General features: G+C 30.7%; 20 protein-coding genes. 3 read left to right on the top strand and 17 right to left on the bottom strand.

Features of this window, described 5'->3' with window-relative positions; genetic code table 11:
* Positions 1-25 precede the first annotated feature (25 nt).
* The 8 genes from WG951_RS05435 to WG951_RS05400 all read right to left on the bottom strand — a co-directional run bounded on the left by WG951_RS05435 (position 26) and on the right by WG951_RS05400 (position 9,861).
* Complete coding sequence (locus WG951_RS05435; protein ID WP_105049172.1) at positions 26-904, bottom strand: cation diffusion facilitator family transporter; 879 nt, start codon at positions 902-904, stop codon at positions 26-28.
* A gap of 185 nt (positions 905-1,089) precedes the next feature.
* Positions 1,090-2,004, bottom strand: coding sequence for a cysteine synthase A (gene cysK / locus WG951_RS05430; RefSeq protein ID WP_105049171.1), 915 nt, complete (start codon positions 2,002-2,004; stop codon positions 1,090-1,092).
* Positions 2,005-2,386: 382 nt separating this feature from the next.
* On the bottom strand, positions 2,387-4,588 hold the full coding sequence (locus WG951_RS05425; protein ID WP_105049170.1) for a M1 family metallopeptidase: 2,202 nt from the start codon (positions 4,586-4,588) through the stop codon (positions 2,387-2,389).
* A gap of 138 nt (positions 4,589-4,726) precedes the next feature.
* Positions 4,727-6,856, bottom strand: coding sequence for a M1 family metallopeptidase (locus tag WG951_RS05420; RefSeq protein ID WP_105049169.1), 2,130 nt, complete (start codon positions 6,854-6,856; stop codon positions 4,727-4,729).
* A gap of 61 nt (positions 6,857-6,917) precedes the next feature.
* Complete coding sequence (locus tag WG951_RS05415) at positions 6,918-7,415, bottom strand: DUF6702 family protein (RefSeq protein ID WP_105049168.1); 498 nt, start codon at positions 7,413-7,415, stop codon at positions 6,918-6,920.
* 29 nt (positions 7,416-7,444) lie between these two features.
* On the bottom strand, positions 7,445-8,245 hold the full coding sequence (locus WG951_RS05410) for a hypothetical protein (RefSeq protein WP_105049167.1): 801 nt from the start codon (positions 8,243-8,245) through the stop codon (positions 7,445-7,447).
* Positions 8,246-8,256: 11 nt separating this feature from the next.
* Positions 8,257-9,069: a hypothetical protein gene (locus WG951_RS05405; protein ID WP_105049166.1), complete on the bottom strand. Its 813-nt coding sequence runs from the start codon at positions 9,067-9,069 to the stop codon at positions 8,257-8,259.
* 9 nt (positions 9,070-9,078) lie between these two features.
* Positions 9,079-9,861, bottom strand: a complete 783-nt coding sequence (locus WG951_RS05400) for a carboxypeptidase-like regulatory domain-containing protein (RefSeq protein ID WP_245893512.1) — start codon at positions 9,859-9,861, stop codon at positions 9,079-9,081.
* Positions 9,862-9,956: 95 nt separating this feature from the next.
* Between WG951_RS05400 and pepE the strand changes: the two genes are divergently transcribed.
* A complete protein-coding gene (gene pepE / locus WG951_RS05395; RefSeq protein ID WP_105049165.1) occupies positions 9,957-10,658 on the top strand; it encodes a dipeptidase PepE in 702 nt (233 codons plus the stop codon).
* Positions 10,659-10,663: 5 nt separating this feature from the next.
* On the opposite strand, the gene WG951_RS05390 is transcribed toward pepE, so the two are convergent.
* From WG951_RS05390 to tpx, 8 genes are all read right to left on the bottom strand, one after another.
* Positions 10,664-11,398, bottom strand: coding sequence for an SDR family oxidoreductase (locus WG951_RS05390; RefSeq protein WP_105049164.1), 735 nt, complete (start codon positions 11,396-11,398; stop codon positions 10,664-10,666).
* Between the two features lie 8 nt (positions 11,399-11,406).
* Entirely contained in the window at positions 11,407-12,009 is a 603-nt protein-coding gene (locus tag WG951_RS05385; RefSeq protein ID WP_105049163.1) for a TetR/AcrR family transcriptional regulator, read from the bottom strand.
* A gap of 108 nt (positions 12,010-12,117) precedes the next feature.
* On the bottom strand, positions 12,118-13,263 hold the full coding sequence (ribB, locus tag WG951_RS05380; RefSeq protein ID WP_105049162.1) for a 3,4-dihydroxy-2-butanone-4-phosphate synthase: 1,146 nt from the start codon (positions 13,261-13,263) through the stop codon (positions 12,118-12,120).
* A 5-nt stretch (positions 13,264-13,268) separates the two neighbouring features.
* Entirely contained in the window at positions 13,269-14,714 is a 1,446-nt protein-coding gene (locus WG951_RS05375; RefSeq protein ID WP_105049161.1) for an LptF/LptG family permease, read from the bottom strand.
* Positions 14,715-14,776: 62 nt separating this feature from the next.
* A complete protein-coding gene (locus WG951_RS05370; protein WP_105049160.1) occupies positions 14,777-15,433 on the bottom strand; it encodes a LolA family protein in 657 nt (218 codons plus the stop codon).
* A gap of 37 nt (positions 15,434-15,470) precedes the next feature.
* On the bottom strand, positions 15,471-17,960 hold the full coding sequence (locus WG951_RS05365) for an FtsK/SpoIIIE family DNA translocase (protein ID WP_105049159.1): 2,490 nt from the start codon (positions 17,958-17,960) through the stop codon (positions 15,471-15,473).
* Positions 17,961-18,003: 43 nt separating this feature from the next.
* Entirely contained in the window at positions 18,004-18,384 is a 381-nt protein-coding gene (locus WG951_RS05360) for a diacylglycerol kinase family protein (RefSeq protein ID WP_105049158.1), read from the bottom strand.
* 3 nt (positions 18,385-18,387) lie between these two features.
* A complete protein-coding gene (gene tpx / locus WG951_RS05355; RefSeq protein ID WP_105049157.1) occupies positions 18,388-18,885 on the bottom strand; it encodes a thiol peroxidase in 498 nt (165 codons plus the stop codon).
* Positions 18,886-19,019: 134 nt separating this feature from the next.
* On the opposite strand from tpx, the gene WG951_RS05350 reads away from it, so the two are divergent.
* Entirely contained in the window at positions 19,020-20,396 is a 1,377-nt protein-coding gene (locus WG951_RS05350; RefSeq protein ID WP_211296715.1) for an MATE family efflux transporter, read from the top strand.
* A gap of 93 nt (positions 20,397-20,489) precedes the next feature.
* Positions 20,490-20,714, top strand: coding sequence for a hypothetical protein (locus WG951_RS05345; protein WP_105049156.1), 225 nt, complete (start codon positions 20,490-20,492; stop codon positions 20,712-20,714).
* Positions 20,715-20,841: 127 nt separating this feature from the next.
* Here the strand turns inward: WG951_RS05345 and WG951_RS05340 are convergent, their stop codons facing one another.
* Positions 20,842-21,774, bottom strand: a complete 933-nt coding sequence (locus tag WG951_RS05340; protein ID WP_105049155.1) for a peptidylprolyl isomerase — start codon at positions 21,772-21,774, stop codon at positions 20,842-20,844.
* Positions 21,775-21,877 lie beyond the last annotated feature (103 nt).

Raw genomic sequence — 21,877 nt, 5'->3', positions numbered from 1 at the left:
TTAAAATACTCAGGGATCTTTTTTTCTAACCTTTTTTTGTGTTAGGTTCTATATGAATTAATATATGTCCTAAATTGGGTATTTCTGCTTGTAAGTAGTCTTTTAAATGATGCGCAATGTCATGTCCTACTTTTACAGAAATCTCGCTGTTTACAATGGCATGTAAATCTACGTGAAATTTCATTCCAGATTTTCTGATAAAACATTTTTCTGTGTTTAAAATCCCTGGAACTTCTATTGATTTTTTTCTAATTTCAAGAATAAGGTCGTCATACAATTGTTCATCCATTACCTCACCTAAAGCAGGTCTTAAAATTAAGTAACTATTGTATAAAATAAAACCCGCCGCAAATAATGCTGCCCAATCATCAGCAGCTTCAAACCCTTTGCCAAATATAATAGCTATAGAAATACCAATAAAAGCCATCACAGATGTAATAGCATCACTTCTATGGTGCCAAGCATCTGCTTTAAGTGAGGTACTATTAGTTAGTTTACTTTTCTTGATTACAATTTGAAATGAAATTTCTTTCCAAATTATTATTACGGCTAATACAATTAAAGTCCATGTTTTTGGAATTTTTTGAGGAGACTGAATGTTTAGAATACTTTTGTAGGCAATTACAGTAGCGGAAACCACCAAAAAAGCTACAATACCAAAGGTAATTAAAGGCTCTATTTTTCCGTGTCCGTAAGGATGGTTTTCATCCGCAGGACGTTTTGCGTATTTAAAACCCAGTAAAACTAAAAAGGAAGCAAAAATATCTGTGGTAGATTCAATAGCATCTGCAATTAGCGCGTAAGAATTACCAAAAAAACCCGCAAGACCTTTTATTATTGCTAAAATAAAATTAGATATCAGGCTAAAGTAAGTTGTCTTTATGGCGCTTTCTTCGTTATTCATTTTGTTTTTGTATGATTGTTGGTAACTGTAGTTTTATCTAAAGTAACTGTTAAAAAAAAGCAGAATACCGAGAGGCAAAGTTAGTTTTTTCAATCTAAAAAGAAGGTTTTTAATATTGGTTTTAAAAAAGAAAACCTCACTAATTTGTGAGGTTTTCTTTTTAACTTATGATATCTTTTTAGGTATTATTCTGTTAAAAGACCTTCTATAGAAAGGTAACGTTCTCCAGTATCATAATTCATAGTTAGTATTGTTTCTTCTCCTTTTAAGGTTTGTAATTGTTTTCTAACGGCAGCTAAAGATGCACCTGTAGAAATACCTACTAAAATACCTTCTGCTTTGGCTATATTTCTAACTTCTGTAAAAGCTTCTTCTTTGGTAATTTTAATAGCACCGTCAATTAAATCTGAATTAAATACTTCTGGAAAGAAACCTGGTCCGATACCTTGTAAAGCATGTGGCCCTGGTTTATCTCCAGAAATAATTGCAGAATCTTTTGGTTCTACGGCAAGTACTTTTATGGTAGGAAATGTTTCTTTTAAAACTTCTGCCATACCAGTAATATGTCCACCTGTACCAACACCAGTAATTAAATAATCTAATCCTTCCGGAAAGTCGTTAACAACCTCTATTGCTGTTGTATTATAATGTATTTGTGGGTTTGCAGGGTTTGTAAATTGAGAAGGCATCCACGAATTTTTATTATCGGCAACCATTTCTTTTGCTTTTGCAATAGTACCACCCAAACCTAATTCTTTAGGAGTTAATACAAGGTTCGCACCGTAGGCTTTCATTAAAGCACGTCTTTCTAGAGACATAGATTCTGGCATTACAAGTGTAAGTTTGTAATTTTTAATGGCAGCTACCATTGCCAAACCAATACCTGTGTTACCAGAAGTTGGTTCTATAATTTCTGTATCTTTGTTTATAAGGTTTCTTTTTTCGGCATCTTCTATCATTGCAAGTGCAATTCTATCTTTAATGCTTCCTCCAGGATTCGCTTTTTCAAGTTTCATCCAAACATTAGCATCTGGAAATAATTTAGCTAATCTTACCACAGGTGTATTACCAATGGATTCTAAAATATTATCAATTTTCATACTGTTTTGTTTAATTTATAAGGGATTTTATTTCTTTAAAAGTAAGTTCTTTCCCTCTTACGAAGTTAGTTTTTTTAGGGTATATATCATAAGATAAAAGCTTAATTTAAAGCCAAAAAAAAGCTAAGAAATCATAATTCTATTTGTAGTCTACTATTAAATTTTTATAATTCTAGAAAAGTAGTAAATGAATGTACATTTTCTGTTGTGCGTAATTTTTTGTTGGTTTTAATAAGAGTAAACGATTCTATTCTGAACGTATTTTAGTGTTTTTAGATGTTGATAATCAGCTGTTTTTAAAGAGTTGTATAAATTACGAGTGATAAAAAAAACCTCACAAATATTTGTGAGGCTTTTAGATTAAAGGATACCTATTTATAGATTATTCTTTTACTCTTTTTTTAAATTTATCAAACTCATTAGATTCTTTCTTTGGCCAACTGTTGTTAGATGTATCTACATCAGCAGTTTCAAAATCAGGATCTACTTGTATGCTTTTAATTTCTTGTGATGAAGCAAATACTCTTTTTACAGAAGTATCATTTTTCATCCAAATTTGAGCAGGAAATGTCTGTTTTTCTTTTGTACCATCAGCATAGGTTAACTCTACAATTAGTGGCATAATTAAACCTCCTGGTTTTTCAAACTCTACGGCATACATATAAGCAGGTATTTCTTTTCCTTCTGCATGGGCATCCATTGCTTTTGCGTTGGCATCTTCTTTTTTATCAGTAATATATACTAACTCACCTAAGCCATCAAAATATTGTTTGTATTGTTCTTTTAACTTGGCAACTCTTTCATTAGGTTTATCTGTTAAATATAATGGTTTTACTGTTTTAATACCTATGTCATTTACATCTGTAGTATAAAACCAACCTCTCCAAAACCAATCTAAATCCATTGCAGAAGCATCTTCCATAGATCTAAAGAAATCTGCAGGAGTAGGGTGTTTAAACATCCATCTTTTAGCGTAAGTTCTAAATGCATGGTCAAATAACTCTGGTCCCATAATTGTTTTACGCAATATAAATAAACCTGCTGCAGGCTTGGTGTATGCATTAGGTCCAAATTGTTTTACATAATCACCTTGAGACATAATAGGAGAGATGTTACTTTGGTCTCCGCTCATATATCTTGTAATTTCTTTTGCAGGGTTATTTGCAAATAAATCATAATCATAACTATATTCTGCTAAAATTTCTACAAATGAATTTAAACCTTCATCCATCCAAGTCCATTGTCTTTCATCAGAATTTACAATCATCGGAAAAAAGTTATGTCCTACTTCGTGTATAATTACACCTAACATTCCTTTTTTAGTTCTGTCAGAATAGGTTCCGTCTGGGTTTGGACGCCCAAAGTTGAAACAAATCATAGGATATTCCATTCCTTGTCTTTGAGAATGTACAGAAATAGCTTTAGGGTAAGGATAATCGAATGTTAATTTAGAGTACTCAATTAAAGTATGTGCCACAGCTCTTGTAGAGTGTTCTTCCCATAACGGATTACCTTCTTTAGGGTATAAAGAAACGGCCATTACTGTTTTACCATTTATTTTGGTTGCCATGGCATCCCAAATATATTTTCTAGAAGATGCAAAAGCAAAATCTCTTACTTTTTCTGCTTTAAATTTCCAAGTTTTAGTTTTTGTAGCACGTCCTTTTTCTGCTTTTTCAGCTTCTGCTTGTGTTACAATTATTACAGGTTTGTCGTAAGATTTTCTTGCTTGTTCCCAACGATTACGTTGCGTTTTTGTTAAAACATTTTTTTCGTTTTGTAAAACACCAGTTGCATCTACAATATGATCTGCAGGTACGGTTAAGTTAACTTCGTAATCTCCAAATTCTAAAGCAAATTCAGAACGTCCCCAGAATTGCATGTTTTGCCATCCTTCTACATTGTTATATACTGCTAATCTTGGAAAAAATTGAGCAATTGTATAGTTGTTGTTTCCGTCAGGGAATGTTTCTAAACCAGAACGACCACCATCTTTGTTAATGTCGTTAATTTTATAATTCCATTGAATACTAAATTTAAAAGTATCTCCAGAAGCTAAGGGTTTAGGTAAATTAATACGCATCATGGTTCTATTGATAAAGTGTGATAATGGCTTACCATTACTTTCTACTTTTTCGATGTTAAAACCAAAGCCTTTGCTTTCTTTCATATACTCTTTTTTAAAGTTCTCTGGAGTAATAAAAGGAGTAGCCCCTGTAGATTTTGCTAAAGGTGTTTTAGAATCATCGGCTCTCATATTTTGATCTAACTGAACCCATAAATATTCTAAAGCATCTTTAGAGTTGTTGTGATATGTAATTTCTTCGCTTCCATAAATTTTGTTGGTACTTTCTTCTAAACGAATGTCCATTACATAATCAACTTTTTGTTGACTATATTGGCTTCCAGGAGCACCTGAAGCAGTATGTTGATCGTTAGGAGTTGCCAAAACATCTTTTAGTTGTCTAAACTTATTTTGGTCTGTGTGTCCTTGGGGAGCTTTACTTTCTTCTTTTTTTTCTTGCGCAAAACTAGCTGCTGCAACAAAAAATAAAGAAAACATGAATAAAGAGAGTTTTTTCATTTGTTTTAATTTGGGTTTAATTATCGATAAAATTAGTGATAAGTCTACAAACGTTGGTTCAATGTTAAAAAATTAACAAATTTTTATCAAAAAAAGCGATACCTAAGGATATCGCTTTTTTTGATAAAAGAACGTTTGTTATCCTTTTATTTTGCTTTTAAATTTTTCGAACTTGTTATTTTGTTCTTTTGGCCAGCTATTGTTAGATGGGTCTACATCTGCCGTTTCTTGGTTAGGATCTATAGTAATTTTAGAAACTTCTTTGTTAGAAGAAAATACTTTGGTAATTTCTTGATCATTATATCTCCATATTTGTGCAGGATATACTTTTCTTTCTGTTGTACCGTCTGTATAACTAAATTGCACAATAATTGGCATTACTAATCCCCCTGGTTTATTATAGGTAATTTCGTAGTGGAATTTAGATTTTTTACTTTTCGCTTTACTAAATGCTAGTCCTTCTGTTGTATCTTCTATAAAATCTACGTTTTCTCCATTTGCTTTTGTGTAGTATTTTTTTACACCTTTAATACCAATATCTGTTACATCTGTAGTGTAAAACCATCCCCTCCAAAACCAATCTAAATCTACACCAGAGGCATCTTCCATTGTTCTAAAAAAGTCTGCAGGCGTTGGGTGTTTAAACATCCAACGTTGTGCATAAGTTCTAAAAGCATGGTCAAACAATTCTTTACCCATAATTGTTTCTCTTAAAATCCATAAGGCGGTAGCAGGTTTACCGTACGCATTGTTACCAAATTCATACACATGATCTCCTTTAGACATAATTGGAGCAATCTTAGATTGATCGCCTGCCATATATTTTACAATATTTTTAGGATATCCTCTAGTAATAGGGAAATCTTTATCATACGCTAATTCTGCTTGCATTTCTACATAAGAATTTAAACCTTCGTCCATCCAAGTCCATTGTCTTTCATCAGAATTTACAATCATCGGAAAAAAGTTATGACCAACTTCGTGAATCGTTACTTTTATCATTCTGTATTTTACTCTATCAGAATAGGTACCGTCTGCATCTGGTCTTCCTGGATTGAAACAAATTTGAGGGTATTCCATTCCCATTTGTCCGTCTACAGAAATTGCTTTATGATACGGATAATCAAACGTATATTTAGAATACGTTTTTAAGGTTTGTGCAACTGCTCTTGTAGAGTGTTCCCCATATAAAGGATTTGCTTCTTTAGAATATAAAGAATAGGCCATTACCGTTTTACCATTAATATCTACTGCCATGGCATCCCAAATAAACTTTCTTGAAGTTGCAAACGCATAATCACGTACATTTTTAGCAATAAATTTCCAAGTTTTAGTTTCTTTAGATTTACTTTTTTCAATTTTAGTTGCTTCTTTTTGAGTACGAATAACAACAGGATTGTCAAAAGTTTTTCTAGCTTTTGCTAATCTTTTTAATTCTGTTTTTGAAAAAACATCATTTTCGTTTTGTAAAACTCCCGTTGCACCTAACATGTGGTCTTTGGGAGTTGTAATATTTACCGTAAAATCTCCAAATTCTAAAGCAAATTCGCTTCTTCCCCAAAACTGACCGTTTTGCCATCCTTCTACATTATCATAGACACACAATCTTGGATAAAACTGTGCAATTACATAATTGTTATTGTCATTTTCTGTAAAATGTTCAAATCCAGAACGACCACCTTGTGTTCTGTGGTTATTAATATTGTACCACCAATTTATTTTAAAAGAAAAAGTTTCTCCAGAAGCCAAAGGTTTTGGTAAGTTAATACGCATCATTGTTTGGTTAATGGTATGAGATAAGTTGCTACCGTTTGTGTTTGTTACACTTGTAATTTTAAAACCACCATCAAAAGGTTCAGAATCATAAGTACTCTCAAACTGGGTTTTACTAATGCTTTTAGCAATTTTATTAGGTTGAATATCTGGCGTTTTAGAATCTTTAGCCCTCATATTTTGGTCTAATTGTACCCATAAATATGATAAATCATCTTTAGAGTTGTTATGATAGGTAATGGTTTCTTTACCTGTTATTTTTTGATTTTCATCATCTAAAACAATATCCATTACATAATCCACCTTTTGCTGCGTGTAATTTACACCTGGAGCACCAGAAGCTGTTCTTTGGCTATTTGGGGTAGCTAGTTCGTCTTTAAGTTGTTTAAATTTGTTTTGATTTGTGTGCCCCTGTTTTGTAATATTTTGTTCTTGGGCATACGTAGCTGTCCCAATAAAAAATACAGCGAGTAAGAGTAATGTAATTTTTTTCATTTGTACCTAAGTTGAATTTGCGTACAAATTAAGGATAAGTAGTTAAAAAAGTTAAAAAGAGTTAAAATTTTAACAAACCTTTATCATTTTTAGCATTTAACAAAATACTTTTGTGTTTTTTACCCACTTTAGACTTTATTAAATTTTGTTGTTGAGGAAAATGTGTTGTAAGTATTTTATTTGAAATTTCTATGGTATTTACTCCAGTAACATCTTCTATTTCTAGATAGAAATAAACTAAATCACCATCGTACTCTTTACCAATGTAATTAAAGGTTTTAGAAACGTCATCAATTTTTAAATGTAATTTTTGATTTAGATATTTCTTAAAATAAACATCATTATCTTTTAATTCTTTTTTGGTATCTAATTGTAAATCGATATTGTAATCTTTGTTTAAGGCTTTTTCTATATCATCAATAAAAACATTTATTGTTATTTGTACTGTATGTAATTCGCTTCTATATTCTATTTGTGTTAAGCTCAAATAGTACTTGTGAGCAGAGAAGGAGAGAAGGGGAATTATAAATAAAAGTAAAATAGTTTTTTTAGTATTCATGAGGATGATAAAACAATTATTGCGCCAAATTACTCTTTTTTTATGATTTTTAAATAAGGAACACTTTCTTTCTGAAAGATTTTTATAAGTTCTAATATCTTATTTTCTTTATGTAATTCTTCTACACCCAAAGGATTACAGTATTCTAAAAAATGGAAGTAATGATCTACTGGGATTTTTAATTTTTCGAAAAAGAATTTTTCACCTAATTCTGACATTATTTTATACGGAAATTGTTTTTTACGTTCTAATTTTTTACGCAATGCCCATAAACGTTCAGAATCACGAAAAGGAATTTTAGCACCAGCTCCTGCGCCTCCAAAGGAATTGGGTACGGTGTTTACAATAGGTGGTTTTGCTTTTACAACGGCATCAATTGTAGGATCTTTTTGTTTAAAATTGATGTTAGAAAAATCTAAAACCTTGCTTAATAAAGAGTCTTTTCTACTTCTAGGAACTCCTTTTAAATCTGCAGTTAATCTGCCCATTAAATCATTTCGTTTTAAATCGAATGCATCTAAAACATAAGTGTTTTGTTTAAGTGTAACAGTTATCGATTTTAAATCTTTAATTGTTTTGGTAATCCTTATTTTTTTGGTAATGTGTTGTACTGTTGAAATTTGTAAAGAATCTCCTTCTGAAACAAAAATTCTAAATCGGCCATCATCCGAAGAAAAAGTACCTTGGTTTGTTTGTCTGTTAATGATATTTGCATTTTTAACAATGCCCAAAGAATCTATAACTTTACCAGATAGTAATATTTTTGTTTCTTGTGATAAAGTAGTAAACGTTACAAAAAACACGAAAATTGTAAGTAGTTTTTTTACCATGTCAGATAGGTTTATTCTTCGTTTAAAGTTTCTAAGTAAGATGCGCTTTCTTGTTGAAATATTTCTATAATCTTTAAAAGTCTATTTTCGGCATACATTTTTTCAATACCAAAAGGTAAACAATATTCTATAAAATGAAAGTATTTTTCTTTAGGAATTTTTAATTTATTAAAGAAAAAATGGTCACCAAATTCCACCAATATTTTATTTTTAAATACTTTTTTACGATCAAATTCTTTATCTCTAGATTGTGCTTTTTCAAACTTTTTAGAAGAAAATAAACCACCTATAATTCCGCCTACATTAAGTCCAGAATACGAATTAGCAACCGTGTTTACTACTTTAGAACTTGCTCTATTATTAGCATCAATTCTATGATCTTTTAAAGAGAAATCTACATTAGAAAAATCCATATTACTTTTTAATAACGCAATTTTTTCGTTTTTCGGTACGGATTTAATATCAACAGCTAACTGCCCAATTAAGTGGTTTCGTTTTAATTCGAATTCATCTAAAACATAAGTACTTTGTTTTAAAGGAACAATTAACGCTTTATTTATGATTGTTTTTTTGTTAATTATGATTGTTTTGGTGCTGTATTGTATGTTTGAAATTTGTATAGAATCGCCTTCTGAAACATAGATTTGAAAACGGCCATCATCAAAAGAAAAAGTACCTTGTTTTGTTTTTAGGTTGATAATATTTGCATTTTTAACAATACCAATAGAGTCTATAACTCTACCCGAAATTAATGTTTTATCTTCTTGAGAAAAAGCAGTAAATGATAAAAAAAATAAAAGTAATTGAAGTAGTTTTTTTTCCATTTACGAGTATTAATGGTTGGTTAAATAGATGTCTTCTTCCATTATTCTGTGAGGAAATAGTCTACTTTCTTTTATTAATAGTTTGATGACATCTAATTTGTTATCCCTTTTAAAAATACGAATTATATTTTTATCAATACAATCATTTAAAAACTGATTGATATAAAGTTTCTTGATTTTTAAATCAGTAATAAAAAAATCATCCGTAAAATGTTTTCTAATTTTTTCGAGTTCACTATCTTCTAACGCCATCTCTTTCATTTGTTTTTCTCTTCTGTGGCTTCCGTTTAAAGCACCTATTAAATTATCTAAACTGATGGCAGCTCCAGAACTAAAACTAACGATAGATTTATCTTTTTTGGCAAAAGTATTTGCATATGGCAGGTTTAATTTCTTTGCATTTACAACAGGGCCACTATAATTTGTTATTTCTGGATCTTGATAAAAAATACTTCGTTGTTTTTCTAATACCATCTCTTTTAAAACAACCGTTTTTTCTTCTAAAGAAATGTTTATTTTTTGATTTACAATTGTTTTATCTGTGATGATAATAACTTTGTCTTGATATTGTAAATGTGAGAAAAATAAGGTATCACCAAGACGAACAGGAATTTTGAAAATACCATTATCATTACTAATTGTACCAATTTTTGTATGTTGATTGATAATATGTACATTAACAATAGGCAAACTATCTAACACCATTTTACCTGATATGATTTTTCTTTTTTCTTGTGCGTTTAAGAAATTTAGACACATAAAAAGAGTTAGAAAAGTAAGTATTTGTTTCATTATTACAAAGAAAGGAGGATTGGGTCTTAAAACTCTATTAAGAGAATTGTAAACTTGTGTTAAAAAGGATGGTTTAAAATTCTTATTTTTGATGTATGAAAAAAATGATTATTGCAAGTACATCTACAGTGCATGGAAGTAAATATTTAGCATATTTATTACCTACTTTAAAGAAGCATTTTACTGGAGTAAAAGAATTGTTATTTATACCGTATGCTAGACCAAGTGGGATTTCTTACGACGAATACACTGCAATAGCTAAAAAAGCCTTTTCAGAGATAAATATTGATGTAAAAGGGATTCATGAATTTGAGAATGCAAAAGAAGCTGTTAATAATGCATCAGCAATTTTTACAGGAGGCGGAAATACGTTTGAATTAGTAAATCAATTGTATAAAAATGATGTTTTAACTACCTTAAAAGAAGTGATTGAAAACGGAACACCTTATTTAGGCACAAGTGCCGGAAGTAATATTTGTGGGGTTAATATGAAAAACACAAATGATATGCCTATTGTGTATCCACCAAGTTTTACCACCTTAGGTTGCATTAATTTTAATATCAATGCCCATTATTTAGATCCTATTGAAGGTTCTACACATATGGGAGAAACCAGAGAAACACGCATTAAAGAATTTCATGTGTTTAATGAAACTCCAGTTTTAGGTTTGCGTGAGGGAAGTTGGTTAGAGGTTGATAATGATGCTGTTTTTTTAAGAGGAAAATTGACTGCTCGTTTGTTTAAAAGAAACGAACAGCCAATTGAATTAATAAGCGGGGATTTATTAAAATTTTAAATAGACTAAACCATAGCTCCGTTTGCGCCAATAACTTGACCAGAAACCCATTTAGAATCATCACTGGCTAAAAATAAAACAACACGAGCAATATCTATAGGTTTTGCTAATCTGTTAAAAGCATTCATACCACTAAGTGTTTTTATAAATTCTGGCGATTTACCTGTTAAAAATAATTCGGTTTCTGTTGGGCCAGGAGCAAGGGCGTTTACCGAAATTCCTCTACCAATTTCTTTAGAAAATACACGTGTTATTTGCTCTACAGCCGCTTTTGTGGCAGAGTAAATAGCGTAAGTTGGTAACATTAGTTTTACGGTACTCGATGAGATGTTAATTATATTACCATTATCGGCAAGTTTACTTTCTGCTTCTTGTAACGTATTGTATACGCCTTTAACATTTACATTAAAATGATGGTCAAAATCATTTTCTGTAATGTCTTTCAGTTTTTTAGAATTCATAACACCAGCATTGTTAACTAAAACGTCTACTTTTCCGTAAAGCTCAATTGTTTTATCGAACAAATGTGTTACTTCTTTCCTTTTACTAACGTCTGCCTTTATGGCAAAAGCAGAACCACTTCTATTAATGATGGTATTTACGGTTTCATTGGCTTCGGTTTCACTATTGGCATAGTTTACAATTACTTTAGCATTATTTTCGGCTAAGAGTATTGCTATTTCTTTCCCAATTCCTTTTGATGATCCTGTTACAATTACAACTTTGTCTGCTAGTTTCATAATTTGTTTTATGCTTTTATTTGGTTAATGTATAAGGATAAACCTAGAATATATTCCTCTACAATTTTATCATTATCATATAGTTTTCGTATTCCTCTGATGCCTTCAAAAGCACTGATTAAATAAACAGCGGTAGCCTCACTAGAAATAGCATTTTTAATAGTTTTTTGTTCTTTTCCTTTTTCAATTAACTGAACTATTGCAGATTTCCAATCTTCAATAATACTTTTTAGTGCCAATTGATAAATTTTGTCTGAGTTTCCAATTTCATTGATTAAATTATTCATTGGGCAACCTTGTTGTTTTTCTTCTATCGGAAAAGATTTAATTCTATCTAAAAAAGTAGATTTTAGAATCTCTATTGCATTACCATTGGTAAAAAGAGGAGAAATCATACCTTCATAAACTCTTTTTTGTAGTTTTAACTTAATTACATCTAAACCTAATTCTCTTTTGTTTTTATAATGGTAATAAAAAGCACCTTTTGTAAGCTTTGTCTTTAGCATTATTTTATCTACACTGGTTGTTTTAAAACCATCTTTATAGAATAGTTTAAAAGACTCATTAAGAATTAATTGCTTGGTAAATTCAGATTTTTGCTTTTGTAACATTTTCAAAGTTAATAAAAAATACCAAGTAGTATGTTTTATTGGCTTTGTTTAACATTTTTGATGTTGTAATTTTTAAAAAAAGTAATTTGATAAATAGGGGATAAGGTCTTAGTAGCCTACGTAATCTACAATTTCTAAACCATAACCAATAATACCTACACGTTTTGTTTGTTGTGTATTGGTAATTAGTTTTAATTTTCGAATGTTTAAATCGTGTAAAATTTGAGCTCCAATTCCAAAATCTTTATTGTCCATTTTAATATCTGGTGCTTTCATTTCTCCATTTACCTGATTTACTTTTAAACCAGCCAACCTACTTAATAAGTTTTGAGATTGATTTTGTTGATTTACAAAAATAATAGCACCTTTTCCTTCTTCATTAATTACCTGAAACATTTTGTCTAGTTTCTTGTCAGCATCATTTGTTAAGGTTCCTAAAATATCATTATTTACTAAAGTAGAATTTACTCTTGTAAGTATAGGTTCGTCTTTAGACCAAGATCCTTTTGTAAGAGAAATATGTACTTGATTATTTGTTGTTTGCTGGTAAGCTCTTAATCTAAATTCGCCAAATCTAGTTTTTATTTCAAAATCTTCTTTAATTTCAATTAAAGAATCATGTTCCATTCTATAAGCAATTAAATCTTCTATAGAAACAATCTTAATGTCTAATTTTTTTGCTACTTCTAAAAGTTGAGGTAAGCGCGCCATAGTACCATCCTCATTCATAATTTCTACAATAACACCTGCTGGTTGCAAACCCGCTAAACGAGCAAAATCTATAGCAGCTTCTGTATGCCCCGTTCTTCTTAAAACACCGCCTTCTTTTGCTATTAAAGGAAAAATATGACCAGGTCTTGCTAAATCGAAAGGTTTTGTATCCTTATCTACCAAAGCTTTTATTGTTAAAGCTCTATCTCCTGCAGAAATACCAGTTGTAACACCTTTACCACGTAAATCTACAGAAACTGTAAAAGCTGTTTCCATAGGGTCTGTGTTGTTGTTAACCATAACATGTAAGTCTAGTTCTTTACAACGAGTTTCTGTTAAAGGAGCACATATTAACCCTCTACCATGAGTAGCCATAAAGTTAATCATTTCTGGGGTTACTTTTTCTGCTGCAGCTAAAAAATCACCTTCGTTTTCTCTATTTTCATCATCTACAACAATGATTATCTTACCATTTCTAATATCTTCAATTGCTTCAGAAATTGAGTTTAATTGCGTAGTTGTTTTAATATTTTGAACTGTCATAATAGTTATGCTTCTTTTTTTGAAAATATCTTTTTAAAGAAATTAATAATAGGTTGCGTAATAGCATCTACATTAAAAATTCCTTTGTCTTTTGTAGCTCTTCTTGTTAATAGGATGGCTATTGGAACCATAATAAAAGCTGCTATCCAAGAGCCTAAAAATGATGAAATAGAACTTTCTTCTGCTAAATTTTTACCAAAAGTATTACTAAAGAAATAGGTTACGTAAATGGCTATTGCAAGAATCATGGGTAAACCAAATCCTCCCTTTCTAATAATAGAACCTAAAGGTGCGCCTATAAAAAATAAAATTAGACAAGAAAGTGAAAATGCAATTCTATTATAGTATTCTGTATCAAAGAAATTTAGGTTTTTTCTTTTGTATTTAATAGAACTCATGTTGTTTTTGATAGAGCTTAAAGCTCTACCTGCTTTTGTAGAAGCTGAGTTTAGTATATTAATTTTAGCCTGTAAATCAAAATTTTCTAAGATATCAATATCAATGTTTTCGGTTTTTAAGGAATCTGGATATTTGTATAAATCTTTAGCAACAGTTGTTGCGTATAAGTTTTTAGATTTTAATAATAATGTTTCATCATAACTAGCTTTTAAATCTGGAATTGTGTCTCCTAGTTGATTTAAACTAAGCATCATAAAGTTCTTGGTATGATTTGTTTTATCTAAGTCGCCTTCTCCTGTTACAGATGAAATATCAATGTTAAATTCATATTCTTTAAAGGTAGCATTAGATGCTGCCATTTTTTTTATTTGCAGATTTGTTCTTGCAGATTTTACATGCTCTTGATAATAAAAACCATCGTACAAAACAAAGGTCATGTATCTACTTCCTTCTTCAGAGATAATTTTACCTCTTTCTGCTGTAATAACTTTTTGGTTTCCTTTACCTTCTGATAAATCGTAGATTAATACTTTTCTAAGTAAGTTTTCATCTTCACCATATTTCTCATCAAACTTAATTTGAAATCCTGGAATATCACTATTAAAACTTCCCGGAACCAATGCTAGTGCAGGTTTTTTCTTTTTAATATTTAAATATAAATTCTTTTGCTTTAGTACAGCATAAGGATAAATGTTGTTTAAAAATAAAAAGTTTATACCACTAAGAATTATGGTTAAGAAAACCAATGGTCTTACTAATCTCTGTAAAGAAATACCTGCAGATTTTGCAGCTGCAAACTCGTAGTTTTCTCCTAAATTACCTAAGGCCATGATAGAAGATAAAAGTACGCCAATTGGCAATGCTTGCGGTGTAATAATTAAGGTAGAGTAATATAGAAATTTTAAAATAAAAGGCAAGCTAATACCTTTACCAGCTATGTTTTCGAAGGTTTGCCATAAAACTTGCATCACCAAAACAAAAAGCACAATTAGAAATGTAGCTACAAAAGGTACTAAAAATGTTTTTAGGATGTATTTATCTAAAATTTTCATCTTGGCAAAAGTAGTTTCTTAAGATGAAAGAAGCTACTAATTTTCTGTTAATTGGACAATTATTAATCTATTGAAAAATGTAGCTTTTTGTATTTTTCTTCATCAAAAGAGAAAAAACTGCTAGATAAAGTTTGATTACTTTTAAATTCTGTAATTGTAAATGTAGTTTTAGAACCATTAGAACCTGTTTGAATTAGCTTGTAAATATGCTTTGTTTTAGCATCTATAGCCAACTCTACTTTTACTATGTCAGAAGCACTATCTATTGGGCTTAAGGTAATTAATTGAATTTTTCTGCCGTTTAAATTTTTTAATTCTCCCATTTCAAAATTGTAACCTTCTTTGTAAAAAGTTAATAATTTAGAAGGGTATATAAAACCATCATCTCCCCCCATATCACCTTCTGTAATGGTGACTTCTTTTTCATCATTGTTAATTACGTATAGTTTTTTTCCATCAAAAATAAATCTATTTCCTAAGTAATTAAGGCTGTATTTTTCTCCTTGGAGTGTAATTTGTCCTCTAATTGGTGGTTCATCACCTTCCATAATACCTGCATCTTCATTACTTAAGGTTTGGCTAAAACTTATAGACATATTTTTATAAGCTCCCATTTTGGAAGAAACTTCGTCTAAAAGAGATTTTGCTTGGTCTGCATTTTGAGAAAAAGTAATGGTTGTTAAAAATAAACTTAAAAATAAGATTCCTATTTTTTTCATAATTCTATTTCTTGTCATCCCGATTTTAGTCGAGAAACTATTGATTTTTTTCGTTTTCTAATAATTGTTCTAAGGCTATAAAATCGGGTACTAAAACTTGTCTGGCTTTACTTCCTTCAAAACCACCAACAATACCAGCAGCTTCTAATTGGTCTATCAATCTACCTGCTCTATTATATCCTAATTTTAATTTTCTTTGCAATAAAGAAGCAGATCCTTGTTGTGCTGTAACAATAATTTCTGCAGCATCTTTAAAGAGCTTATCTCTATCGGAGATATCTATATCAAGACTCGTGCCACTTTCATCATCTACATATTCTGGTAATTGGTATGCTTCTGCATAGGCTTTTTGTGACCCAATAAAATCGGTAATTTTTTCGACTTCAGGTGTGTCTACAAAGGCACATTGAATTCTTTTAATTTCGTTTCCTGCAGTATATAATAAATCTCCACGTCCAATTAATTGGTCTGCACCACCTGCATCTAATATGGTTCTAGAATCTATTTTAGAGGTAACTCTAAAAGCAATTCTTGCAGGGAAATTTGCTTTAATAATACCTGTAATTACGTTTACAGAAGGTCTTTGTGTTGCTACAATTAAATGAATACCAATGGCTCTTGCAAGTTGCGCTAATCTTGCAATTGGCGTTTCTACTTCTTTACCAGCGGTCATAATTAAATCGGCAAATTCATCAATAACCAAAACAATATATGGTAAAAATTGATGTCCATCATTAGGATTTAATTTACGCTGCTTAAATTTAACATTGTATTCTTTAATATTACGTACCATTGCCGCCTTTAGCAAATCGTAACGGTTATCCATTTCTATACACAAAGAATTTAAAGTGTGTACAACTTTGGTGGTATCTGTAATAATAGCATCTTCTACATCGGGCAGTTTTGCTAAGTAATGACGTTCTATTTTATTGAATAAAGTTAACTCTACTTTCTTTGGATCGACTAAAATAAACTTTACTTCTGCAGGATGTTTTTTATATAAAAGTGATGTTAAAACTGCATTTAAACCAACCGATTTTCCTTGCCCTGTGGCACCTGCCATTAATAAGTGAGGCATTTTTGCTAAATCAACCACAAAGGTTTCATTAGAAATTGTTTTACCTAAAGCAATTGGCAACTCCATAGTAGATTCTTGAAATTTCTTTGATGAAATAACAGAATGCATAGAAACTATGGTCGATTTTTTGTTAGGTACTTCTATACCAATTGTTCCTTTACCTGGAATAGGAGCAATAATTCTAATACCTAAAGCAGATAAAGAAAGCGCAATATCATCTTCTAAATTTTTAATTTTAGAAATTCTAATTCCGGCTTCTGGTACAATCTCGTACAATGTAATTGTTGGTCCTACAGTTGCTTTTATTTCTGCAATACCAATTTTGTAGTTTTTTAAGGTTTCTACAATTCTATCTTTGTTAGCTTCTAGCTCTTCCGGATCAATAGAAATAGATTCGTTATATTGTTTTAAAAGATTAAAAGTTGGAAATTTAAAGTTGCCTAACTCTAGAGTAGGATCAAATTCACCGAAATCTTTTACCAATTGATTGGCTAAATTTTCTGTAGAGTGTTCTTCATCTCTACCAATAGCTACATCAATTTCAACATCCATTTCTGTACCTTCTTCAATTCCCTTTTCTTCTTCTTTGGCAACTTCTGTTTTTAATACAGGACCTGATTTTTTTTCTACATTTAAAGTAATTTCTTCTTTTTTTGTAGTTACCTCAGAATGTTTAGAAATAGTTGGCTGTAAATTTTCTAATGAAAGCTCAACATCAGATTTTTCTTTTTTATCTGTTTTTAAAGAGATCGTTGCTGTTTCTTCTGATGCTTTAACAGGTGTTTTTTCTATAATTTTTTCTTCTGTTAAAGTTTCATTTTCTATAAGTGCTTGCGCTTTTCTTTCTTCTCTTTTTATTTTTAAATTTTCTATATGCTTATCAAAAGTTACTTTGTAGCGTACCACTAAATAGGTAATCAATAAAAATGTTAATAGTATTACTAAACCTGTATTACCAATAAAAGCATGTAAATACTCATTGATTTCAAAACCAACAATACCAGATAGAATCGCATAATTATCATGTACAAAACCCAAAGAAATAGAAATCCATAACATGGCAATAAGACCCCAGTTCCAAGAAATAATTATAGCAGCTAATTTCTTTTTAACAAGAATGTAAGAGCCTGTTAAAAATATTTGAAAAGCAATTATAAAAGCGGCAATACCAAAACCTTTGTAAATAAAAAAGTTACTTAAACTGGCGCCGATTTTACCTAATAAATTTTTACTTCTAACCGTTTTATTAGCCAATTCTGTAAGTGCACTTTGATCTTCTTGCCAATTAAAGAAAAAAGAAATAAAAGCAATACAAAGAAAGGCTGAAAATAAAATTAAGAAGGTACCTAAAATTGTTTGTGCCTGTCTAGATTTAAAAAAGGCAAAAATATTCGGTTTATTTTCCGAAGAATTTAAGGGTGTTTTTGTGCTTGTTTTCCTTTTAGCCATTAATAATTTTTGGTAGTTTTTAGCAGTAAATATACGTATTTACCTAAAATAATAAGGCTATTTTAGGAAGGTATATAAAGCCCGCAACAATTAATGAAGTAAAAGCTGCAAAACTTGGTGCGCCTGCAGCTATATCTTTTATAAAACCTATTTTTTCATGATAATCTGGATGTACAAAATCTGCTACTTTTTCTATAGCTGTGTTTAAAGCTTCGGCTACTAAAACGAGCCCAATTACTATAAACTGAAACATCCATTCTACATTAGATATCTTAAAATAAAAACCTAAAATAGTAGCAAGCACAGCAATAAAAAGTTGCGCTTTAATGCTATCTTCTGTAGTCATTAAAAGCCACATTCCTCTCAATGCAAACTTAAAACTACGAAGTCTTCCTCTTAAAAAGCTATCATTAGGATTCTTCATAGACTAAATTGCGTTTAAAGCAGCTGTATAATTAGGTTCGTTAACAATTTCAGAAACTTGTTCTGTGTAAACTACGTTTGCATTTTCGTCAAGAATAACAATTGCTCTAGAATGTAAATGAGCTAAGGGACCATCTGCAATTTCTAATTGGTATGATTTACCAAAGTTTCCGTCTGCAAAATCAGACAACATTACTACATTATCAATTCCTTCTGCACCACAAAAACGAGCTTGTGCAAATGGTAAGTCTTTAGAAATACATAAAACAACAGTGTTTTCTAAATCGGCTGCTTTTTTGTTAAATTCTCTAACAGAAGTAGCACAAGTACCTGTGTCTACACTTGGAAAAATATTTAAAATTACTTTTTTACCAGAGAAATCTGATAAACTTTTTTGAGATAAATCTACTGCAGTTAACTTAAATTCAGAAGCTTTAGTTCCTACTTTTGGTAAATTACCTATTGTGTTTATTGCGTTTCCTTTTAATGTGATATTTGCCATTTTAGTATGTTTTTTTGGAATTTCAAAAGTAACTATTTTTATTCATAAAACTTTATTAGAAAATGGATAACTTCAACATAAAATGATCTTGCATTAATACTTATCTTCGCAGTCTTAAAAAAATAAAAAAGACATTGAATATTTCTCAATACACATCAGAATTCAAATACAATTGGAAACTTGCTGCACCTGTAATGTTAGGAATGTTAGGACATACATTTGTGAGTTTTGTAGACAATATTATGGTTGGGCAATTAGGTACTGCAGAATTAGCTGCAGTTTCTTTGGGTAACAGTTTTATGTTTATTGCCATGTCTATTGGTATTGGTTTTTCTACAGCTATTACGCCTTTAATAGCAGAAGCAGATTCTTCTAATAATTTACAACAAGCAAGAGCTACTTATAAAAGTGGTTTGTTTTTATGTACAACATTAGGGATTGCATTGTTTTTAGGAATTTACTTTTCTAAACCTCTTATGTATTTAATGAAACAACCAAAAGAGGTAGTAGAATTGGCTATTCCATATTTAGATTTGGTAGCGTTTTCTTTGATTCCTTTGGTTGTTTTTCAGGCTATTAAACAATTTAGTGATGGTATGTCTATGACTAAATATCCTATGTATGCTACTTTAATAGCTAATATTGTTAATACCTTTTTAAACTATGTATTAATTTTTGGGAAATTTGGTTTTCCAGAAATGGGAATTGTAGGTGCCGCCTATGGTACGCTAGTTTCTAGGCTTATTATGGTTGTTTACTTATGGTTGTTGTTGCGTTATAAAGAACGATCTGCAAAAATTGTAAGAAATATAAAATTCTTTGTTTTAGATATTTTTACAATCAAAAAAATTATCAATTTAGGTTCTTTAAGTGCCATGCAAATGTTTTTTGAAGTAGCCATTTTTACATCTGCAGTTTGGTTAAGTGGTTTGTTGGGCAAAAACCCACAAGCGGCAAATCAAATAGCATTAAATTTATCTTCTATGACATTTATGGTTGCAACCGGGTTAAGTGTTGCTGCTATGATTAGAGTAGGGAATCAGAAAGGATTGCAGAATTATAAAGAATTGCGTAGAATTGCTTTTTCAATCTTTTTGTTAGGTGTGTTATTAGCAACGTTTTTTGCACTACTTTTCTTTGTTTTTCATGAAAGTTTACCATATATATATGTTGATTTAAGTGATGCTACTAATTATATGGATAATATGGAAGTAGTTTCTATTGCTTCAAGCTTATTATTAGCGGCAGCTTTTTTTCAAATTTCAGATAGCATACAAGTTGTTTTTTTAGGAGCTTTGCGTGGTTTACAAGACGTAAGAGTACCCACTATTCTTACCTTTATTTCTTATTGGGTGGTAGGTTTTCCTATTTCTTATTTTTTAGGAAGTGAAGAAATGTATGGTAGTTTTGGTATTTGGTTGGGCTTGCTAGCAGGTTTAACAACGGCTTCTATTTTATTATTTATTAGATTTAATTCGTTAACTTTAAAGTTAATAAGAGAAAAGGAATAATAATTACCTCTCGAGTGCAGTTGAGAGGTTGTTTACAAAAAAAATAAATTAATTTTCGACTGCGCTCGAACAGACATAATTACTATAATAACAATGACTTTACCTAAATTTTTATTAGCAGATAACAGTAAGTTTCCTGAAGATATTTTTGTGTTACACACAGAGTTTCCTCGTTTTTTAATTAATTTAAAAGATGATGAAATAGAGTGGTTTGAAGATTTAACAGGAGAAAGTGAAGAAGATATAGCAACTGAATTAGCCGATTTAATGGATAAGGCGGGCGCTTTTTATGATGAAGAAATGAAAGATTACGAGTAAGAAGTAGTTTTGGGTATTTTTTTAAAGCCTTATATTATAAGTTATCGAACTTAAGTTCATACACAAAAAAAGCTCTCTGATTTCAGAGAGCTTTTTGTAATTATATAACTTGTAAAGAATGTTATTCTTATTTAACATCCATTAATTCTACATCAAAAATAAGTGTTGCATCTGGTGGAATTACGCCTCCTGCACCTGCAGCACCATACGCCAAATTAGATGGAATTACAAAACGAGCTTTATCTCCTACTTGTAATAACTGAATTCCTTCATCCCAACCAGAAATAACCTGACCAACACCAACATTAAAGTCAATTGGTTCTTTTCTTTTGTAAGAAGAATCAAAAACAGTACCGTCTAATAATTGACCTTTGTAGTGTACAGAAACTCCAGCTCCTTTTGTAGCTTTTTTTCCTGTTCCTTTTTGTAAAATTTGGTAACGTAAACCACTTGCAGTTTCGTCATAACCAGCAGCAACAGTATCTAATAATGCTTTTTGTTTTGCTTTTTCTTCAGCTTCACGTTTTTCTCTAGATCCTTCAAAAACTCTAAAAGCTTCTACAGCATTAAAAGCCTCTGCATCTGCACCAACTCTAATAATTTCTACAGAAGTTAATTCATCTCCTTGTGCAATTGCATCAACAACATCTTGCCCTTCTATTACATAACCAAAAACAGTGTGTTTACCGTCTAACCATGGAGTAGGAACGTGGGTAATATAAAATTGACTTCCGTTGGTTGCAGGACCCGAATTAGCCATTGCTAATTTTCCTGGTGCATCATGTTTTAATTCTGGATGAAATTCATCATCAAATTTATATCCTGGGTTACCTGTACCAGTACCTTGTGGGCAACCACCTTGAATCATAAATTCTGGAATTACTCTGTGGAATTTTAATCCATCATAATAAGGAGTTCCTTGCTCTTTTACTGCATTTTCTAAATTACCTTCTGTTAAAGCAACAAAATTACCTACAGTTCCAGGAGTTTTTTCATGTTCTAATTGTACTAAAATTTCACCTTTTGGAGTGGTGAATTTTGCATAGATTCCGTTGTTCATTGTATTCTTATTTAATTTTGTTTTCTCGAGCGCAGTCGAGAGGTTTTATTCATTTATTAGTTCTCGACTGCGCTCGAACTGACATTAATTGTAATCTTAAAAT

This window comes from Polaribacter butkevichii, assembly GCF_038024105.1.
GTDB classification, from domain to species: Bacteria; Bacteroidota; Bacteroidia; order Flavobacteriales; family Flavobacteriaceae; genus Polaribacter; species Polaribacter butkevichii.
This window is presented reverse-complemented; position numbering and strand designations above follow the sequence as displayed.